This is a genomic window from Burkholderia aenigmatica (assembly GCF_902499175.1).
Classification (GTDB): Bacteria; Pseudomonadota; Gammaproteobacteria; order Burkholderiales; family Burkholderiaceae; genus Burkholderia; species Burkholderia aenigmatica.
In genome coordinates, this window is sequence record NZ_CABVQC010000050.1 from 60954 (window position 1) to 67356 (window position 6403).

The following is a 6403-nucleotide window of genomic DNA, read 5'->3' on the forward strand; positions in this document are numbered from 1 at the left end:
CGCGCTCGCCAATATGAGTTGCCCGGCTTTCCGTCTGGAGGCCGGGCATCTGACTTTTCGGGACCGTGGCACCCTGTGTGCATCGACGACCTCGCACCGAACCGCTCGACCTGCGTCACATCGTCATCGCCGCTTGACCTTACCATTATGGGAATGTTGATACTGGAACCATTCGCGGCATGAACCGCGCATTTGGGGAATCCGACATGACTGAACCACTCGCCTCCGCCGCACTGCAAACCATCGAACTGAGCGTCGACGGCATGCATTGCGGCGGCTGCACGGGCCGCGTGCAGCGCGCGCTGGCCGCCGTGCCGGGCGTCGTCGACGCGACGGTCGATCTCGATGGCCACTCGGCGACCGTGACCGCGCAGGAAACGATCGACGCCGCGCAACTCGTCGATGCGGTCGGCGCTGCCGGCTACCGTGCGGCCGTGCGCGAGCCGGCGCTCGAAACCGCTGTGCCCGTGCCTCGCGCCGAAACGTCGCCCGTAGCCGCTTCGACCACCCACCAGCCGCTTCAGGCTGAAACCACGATCGAACTCGATATCGACGGCATGACCTGTGCGTCGTGCGTGTCGCGCGTCGAAAAGGCGCTGGCGAAGGTGCCGGGCGTCACGCGCGCGTCGGTCAATCTGGCAACCGAACGCGCCACCGTCAATGCCACGGCGAAGGTTTCCGCCCTGCAACTGGTCGAAACCGTGAAACAGGCCGGCTACGGCGCAACGCCGACCATAACGGATGCCGGCGTCGCCTCGTTCGACGCTTCCTCGCCTGCCGCGCCCGCCAGCATCGAACTCGACATCGACGGGATGACCTGCGCGTCCTGCGTGTCGCGTGTCGAAAAGGCGCTGGCGAAGGTGCCGGGCGTCACGCGCGCGTCGGTCAACCTTGCGACCGAGCGAGCCACCATCGACGCGACACCCGACGTGACCGCCGCACGGCTCGCCGAAGCCGTGACACAAGCCGGCTATGGCGCGACGCCAGTGGCCACCGCGGCCATCGCGCCGGCAGCCTCCACGGCCTCCGCCGATCTCGAACTCGACATCGGCGGGATGACCTGCGCGTCCTGCGCCGGCCGCGTCGAAAAGGCGCTGGCCGCCGTGCCGGGCGTCGCGCGCGCTTCCGTCAACCTCGCGACCGAGCGCGCATCGGTGCATGGCGCCGGCGCGCTCGACGCCGCCACGCTGATCGCGGCCGTCACCACCGCCGGCTACCGCGCGTCGCTCGCCGCCGCGTCATCGGCCGGCACCACGGCCGGCGCTGACGCGCAACCGGCCAGCGCCGCGCAGGACCCCGATGCGCGCAAGCGCCGCGAAGCGGTTCGCGAACGCAACCTCGTGATCGGGGCCGCCGTGCTGAGCGCGCCGCTCGTCGCGCCGATGCTCGTCGCGCCGTTCGGCATCGACCTGATGCTGAACGGCTGGCTCCAGCTCGTGCTCGCATCGATCGTCCAGTTCGGCTTCGGCGCGCGCTTCTATCGTGCCGCCTGGCATGCGGTGAAGGCGCGCGCCGGCAACATGGACCTGCTCGTCGCGCTCGGCACGTCGGCCGCGTACGGGCTGAGCCTGTGGATGCTGCTGCGCGACCCCGCAGATCCCGGCCACCTGTATTTCGAGGCGTCGGCCGTCATCGTCACGCTGGTGCGCTTCGGCAAATGGCTCGAATCGCGCGCGAAGCGCCAGACCACCGACGCGATCCGCGCGCTGAATGCGCTGCGGCCCGACCGGGCGCGCGTCGTCGAGCACGGCGTCGAGCGCGACGTGCCGCTGGCGCAGGTGCGCGTCGGCACCCGCGTCAGCATCCGCCCCGGCGAACGCGTGCCCGTCGACGGCCGGATCGTGTCGGGCCGCTCGCACATCGACGAATCGCTGATCACCGGCGAAAGCCTGCCGGTACCGAAGGACGACGGCGACCCCGTCACGGCCGGCTCGATCAACGGTGAAGGCGCGCTCGTCGTCGAAACCACCGCGATCGGCGCGGAGACGACGCTCGCGCGCATCATCCGCCTCGTCGAATCCGCGCAGGCCGAGAAGGCGCCGATCCAGCGGCTCGTCGATCGCGTGAGCGAGGTGTTCGTGCCGGCGATCCTCGGCATCGCGGTGCTGACGCTGGCCGGCTGGCTGATCGCCGGCGCCGGGACTGAAACCGCGATCCTCAACGCGGTCGCGGTGCTCGTCATCGCGTGCCCGTGCGCGCTCGGCCTCGCGACGCCCGCCGCGATCATGGCCGGCACGGGTGTCGCGGCCCGGCACGGCGTGCTGATCAAGGATGCGCAAGCGCTCGAACTCGCGCAGCGCGCGACCGTGATCGCGTTCGACAAGACCGGCACGCTGACCGAAGGCAAGCCGTCCGTGACGGCGTTCGAAGCCGTCGGCGTGCCGCATGGCGAAGCGCTCGCGCTCGCGGCGGCGGTGCAGCGCCAGAGCGACCACCCGCTCGCGCGCGCCGTGGTCGCCGCGCACGACGCCGACGTTGCCGCGGGCGGCAATGCGGTACCGTCGGCCGTCGCGGCCGATGCACGCGCGGTGGCTGGACGCGGCGTGGAAGCGCGCGTCGGCGGGCAGTTGCTCGCACTCGGCAGCACGCGCTGGCGCGACGAACTCGGCATCGCGGTGCCGCCCGTGCTCGACGCCCGCGCGGCGGAGCTCGAACGCGCGGGCAACACGATCTCGTGGCTGATGCGCGCCGATGCGCCGCGCGCCTTGCTCGCGCTGATCGCCTTCGGCGACACCGTGAAGCCCAGTGCCCGCGACGCGATCGCGGCACTGTCGGCGCGCGGGATCGCGAGCGTGCTCGTGACGGGCGACAACCGCGGCAGCGCGGCGGCCGTCGCGGCGGCGCTCGGCATCGGCGAGGTGCATGCTCAGGTGCTGCCCGACGACAAGGCACGCGTCGTCGCCGAACTGAAGCGCACGCACGGCGGAATCGTCGCGATGGTGGGTGACGGGATCAACGACGCGCCCGCGCTCGCCGCGGCCGATGTCGGCATCGCGATGGCGACCGGCACGGACGTCGCGATGCACACGGCCGGCATCACGCTGATGCGCGGCGATCCGGCGCTCGTCGCCGACGCGATCGATATCTCCAGACGCACGTACCGGAAGATCCAGCAGAACCTGTTCTGGGCGTTCGCCTACAACCTGGTCGGCGTGCCGCTTGCGGCGCTCGGCTGGCTGAACCCGGTGATCGCGGGCGCGGCGATGGCGTTTTCCAGCGTCAGCGTCGTGACCAACGCGTTGCTGTTGCGGAGATGGAAGGGTCGCGCGCGGTGACGGGTGCAGTTGGCGTGTGCCGGTGACGTGTGCCGGTGACGTGTGCCGGTGACGTGTGCCGGTGACGTGTGCCGAACGGCCTGATGGCCGTTCGGCGCTTTCGGCAGGCGGAAGAAGCGGGAGGGTTGGCCGGTGTTGGCCGATCGCGGCGAGTCGAATCGCCAGCGCATGACGACGCCGCGCCAGCCCGTGGCTTCAGTCCGAAATGACCGGCTTGATCAAGGTCGTCGTGATCGGCACGAAGCCGCATGCCCGATACAGCGCACGGGCCGCCGCGTTGTGATTGAACACCGACAGCCCGATCTCGGTGACGCCATACTGGCGTGCTTCGGCGTCGAGCGCCTCGAGCGCGCGTGTGGCCCAGCCCTGGCGGCGCCGGGACGGGGCGATGTCGAGGTCGTAGATGAACAGCGTGCGGTTCGGCCCTTCGGGCACGATCGCGTACCAAAGGTCGCCCACCGCGTCGCCGCTGGCGCCGTCGATGAGCACGACGAGGGTCTGGCCGGAAGTACGCAGGCCGTCCGGCAGCAGCGTGTCGAAACAGGCGCGCGCCCGGCTGGTCGCGTCTTCGACAGCATTTTGTCCGGATGAGACGAGATCGCGCGCGTAGCCGTCGATGGCTCGCGTGCGGTACGCGTGGAATTCGCTGGCCGTCATCGGCCGCATCTGCAGCATGGCCCGGTCACCGTGAACGGAATCGGACTTCCAGTGTAGCGGGACGGTCGCGCCGGCGCGCGATGCGGCGGCGGAAAGCGGGCGGGCAGGTGCGGCGGGCGCCGCGCCGAATCAGCGAATCAGCGAATCAGCGAATCAGCGAATCAGCGAATCAGCGAATCAGCGAATCAGCGAATCAGCGACGATACAGGACGATCGGTACGAGGTGCGCACGGCGCACGCGCTCGGCTTCGGCACGACGCGCAGCGTACGAGTATTCGGCGTCGAGCGGCAGGTGCGGGGACACGAAAAGGTCGTCGATCTTTTGCAGCAGGGCGAGGATGAAGCTCATGTGAGACTCCTGACAGATATGGCTAGGGTTTTCCCTTAGATGCACTCCATTCTAAGGGTTTTCCCTGAATTCTGCCAGCGCACCGCATCAGTTTGCCGCATGCGCGCGACTGCCGATCGCCGATGCAGAACGGCGATCCTTGCTCCGTCTAGCTTCCATGATAGGGTCGAAACGATTAACGCGCGCGGCGAGCACGCTTCGCGACGGCCGCCTCGCGATTCGCGTTGCGCTGCAGCCGGTCGACTTGCGACAGCAGCGCGTCGTGATGCTCCTCGAGCGTCATCAGCGTTGCCTGCTGTGTCGACAGATCGGCCGTGAGGCGATCGATCCGCTGCTGCTTCGTGGCCACGTCCTGCTTCAGGTGCGCGATCTGCCGCGTCTGCATCACCAGCGCGACGAGCCCGGCCAGCACGACGACAGCCAACGCCAGCAGCAGGCGGTTGACGCGACGCATCTCACGATCGGCCGTGCGCGTCAGCCCGTCCACGTCGGCTTGCAGGGCGGCGAGCCGGTCGGTCAGCGGGCGCAGGTGCGTATCCGGATCGAAGGCTGGCGCGGCCGGCTGCGCGCGTTCCGCCGACGGCTTGGTGACGAAAGATGCAGAGGAAGCCACCGGCTGCGTCATCGGGGATACGCTGGCATCGGCCGACGGTGCGGCGTCATGGGCCTTCGCGGTGTTCGCGGTGTTCGCGGTGTTCGCCGGCTGCGCCGACGTCTGCGGCTCGACCGTCGACACCACTTCCGGTGCCGGGCCCGCCTCGCCCGATTCAGCCACCGTGTCGACGCTCGTCACGACCGGCGAGGCTTGCACCGCTGTCGCGTCGCTTGCACCGGCAGCCGCCCGGCGTTTGCCGCCAGACGATGCACGACGCTCTTTCACGGCGTCACCGGAAGATCGCCCGGCGCGGGATTTGACCGTGGTGGCGTCGACAACAGGCTTCTCGACTTCACCGCCAGCCGCTTGCGATTCGATCGCCTTCGCCGCAGCACCATCGGCCGCTTGCTGTTCGGTCGTCACCGTCGTGACGCCGTCGACCGCAGGCACATCAGCGGCCTTCGCTGCAACGCCATCGGCCAGAGGAACATCGACTGCCTTCACCGCAACACCGCCAGTAGCCGGCGCGACATCAGCGTTCGCGATATCCCCACCTTCAGGCACCGAAACACCGTGCACCACCGTCGCAGCTTCCTGCGTCACCGCGCCGTCAGCCGCTTCCGCATGCCCTGCGGTGGTCGCCCTCCCGCGCGCATCGAACCCGTCCAGCGCGGCCTGCCGCCCGGAGGCCACGTCGTCCGCGATATCGACCGCCGCATCGGCTTGCGCGCCCGCTTCGTCGCGCGCTGCAACCGCCGCGCGCTCACCCGGCTCGAACACCGGATCGCCGAACAGGTCGAGCGTCCGTTCGTCCTGCGCCCCCTCGCCGGCCGGCGCACTGCCGGACCGCGCCGTCGCCCTCGCGGACGTACTGCTCGCGGCAGCAGCCGAGCGCTGGCGGGAACGGGTCGACGAACGATTGGAACGGGAGCGGGAGCGAGGCGAGGAAACGGATTCGGTCATGTCTGCCAAGTTATTGTCCAAAAACATCCATCGCAATCCAATTATTCATCAACAAATCAATAGCTTGCATCATCAACCCGTCCAATTTACTCTGACACCATCCAGCCCTATCCAATGATCCTCGATGGGCTAAGTGATGGGCCACAATCCGATGCTAACCGACAAACAAGCCAAAGCGCTCAGACCTACCGACAAACCCGTCGTCGACGGAAAAGTGACCGGGCTCCTGTTGAGCCCGACGAAATCGGGCTGCAAATGGACCCTACGCTTCACCAGCCCCGTGACCGGCAAGCGACGCGACGCAGGCCTCGGCACGTACCCTGAAATCTCCATCGCGGAAGCTCGTGAGAAAGCGCTCACGATGCGCAAGCTCATCGTAAGGGTGAAGACCCCATCGACCAGCGCAATAGAGATCGAGAAGCAGCTAGCGTGGCTGCCGCAGCCCTCACCTTCGAGAAAGCCGCCCGCCAAGTCCACGACGAACTAACAGGCCGTTGAAATACCTCTCGGCCTGACGCATTTCCCCTACCGCTATTCGAGGCAGCCACCGCGAGGCGTTCGATT

General features: G+C 68.4%; 5 protein-coding genes. 2 read left to right on the plus strand and 3 right to left on the minus strand.

The annotated features are described in order from the left end of the window. The first annotated feature begins 206 nt into the window (after positions 1–206). Entirely contained in the window at positions 207–3275 is a 3069-nt protein-coding gene (locus tag BDO18943_RS29400; protein ID WP_175025032.1) for a heavy metal translocating P-type ATPase, read from the plus strand. A gap of 195 nt (positions 3276–3470) precedes the next feature. Here BDO18943_RS29400 and BDO18943_RS29405 read toward each other — a convergent pair whose 3' ends face one another. The 3 genes from BDO18943_RS29405 to BDO18943_RS29415 all read right to left on the minus strand — a co-directional run bounded on the left by BDO18943_RS29405 (position 3471) and on the right by BDO18943_RS29415 (position 5839). Beyond that, positions 3471–3950 carry a GNAT family N-acetyltransferase gene (locus BDO18943_RS29405; protein ID WP_175025033.1) on the minus strand — a complete coding sequence of 160 codons (480 nt, stop codon included), beginning with the start codon at positions 3948–3950 and terminating at the stop codon, positions 3471–3473. Positions 3951–4125: 175 nt separating this feature from the next. Next, complete coding sequence (locus tag BDO18943_RS29410) at positions 4126–4281, minus strand: hypothetical protein (protein WP_006481665.1); 156 nt, start codon at positions 4279–4281, stop codon at positions 4126–4128. A 175-nt stretch (positions 4282–4456) separates the two neighbouring features. Further along, a complete protein-coding gene (locus tag BDO18943_RS29415; RefSeq protein WP_175025039.1) occupies positions 4457–5839 on the minus strand; it encodes a flagellar hook-length control protein FliK in 1383 nt (460 codons plus the stop codon). A gap of 136 nt (positions 5840–5975) precedes the next feature. Here BDO18943_RS29415 and BDO18943_RS29420 point away from each other — a divergent pair, with 136 nt between their 5' ends. Continuing rightward, the gene (locus tag BDO18943_RS29420) at positions 5976–6326 is read left to right on the plus strand and encodes an Arm DNA-binding domain-containing protein (protein ID WP_175025034.1); all 351 of its coding nucleotides are present in this window, start codon (positions 5976–5978) and stop codon (positions 6324–6326) included. Positions 6327–6403 lie beyond the last annotated feature (77 nt).

Bases quoted from the DNA above. Each gene is read 5' to 3' on its own strand.
- BDO18943_RS29400 (WP_175025032.1), top strand. From the start codon at position 207: ATGACTGAACCACTCGCCTCCGCCGCACTGCAAACCATCGAACTGAGC.
- BDO18943_RS29405 (WP_175025033.1), bottom strand. From the start codon at position 3,950: ATGCTGCAGATGCGGCCGATGACGGCCAGCGAATTCCACGCGTACCGC.
- BDO18943_RS29410 (WP_006481665.1), bottom strand. From the start codon at position 4,281: ATGAGCTTCATCCTCGCCCTGCTGCAAAAGATCGACGACCTTTTCGTG.
- BDO18943_RS29415 (WP_175025039.1), bottom strand. From the start codon at position 5,839: ATGACCGAATCCGTTTCCTCGCCTCGCTCCCGCTCCCGTTCCAATCGT.
- BDO18943_RS29420 (WP_175025034.1), top strand. From the start codon at position 5,976: ATGGGCCACAATCCGATGCTAACCGACAAACAAGCCAAAGCGCTCAGA.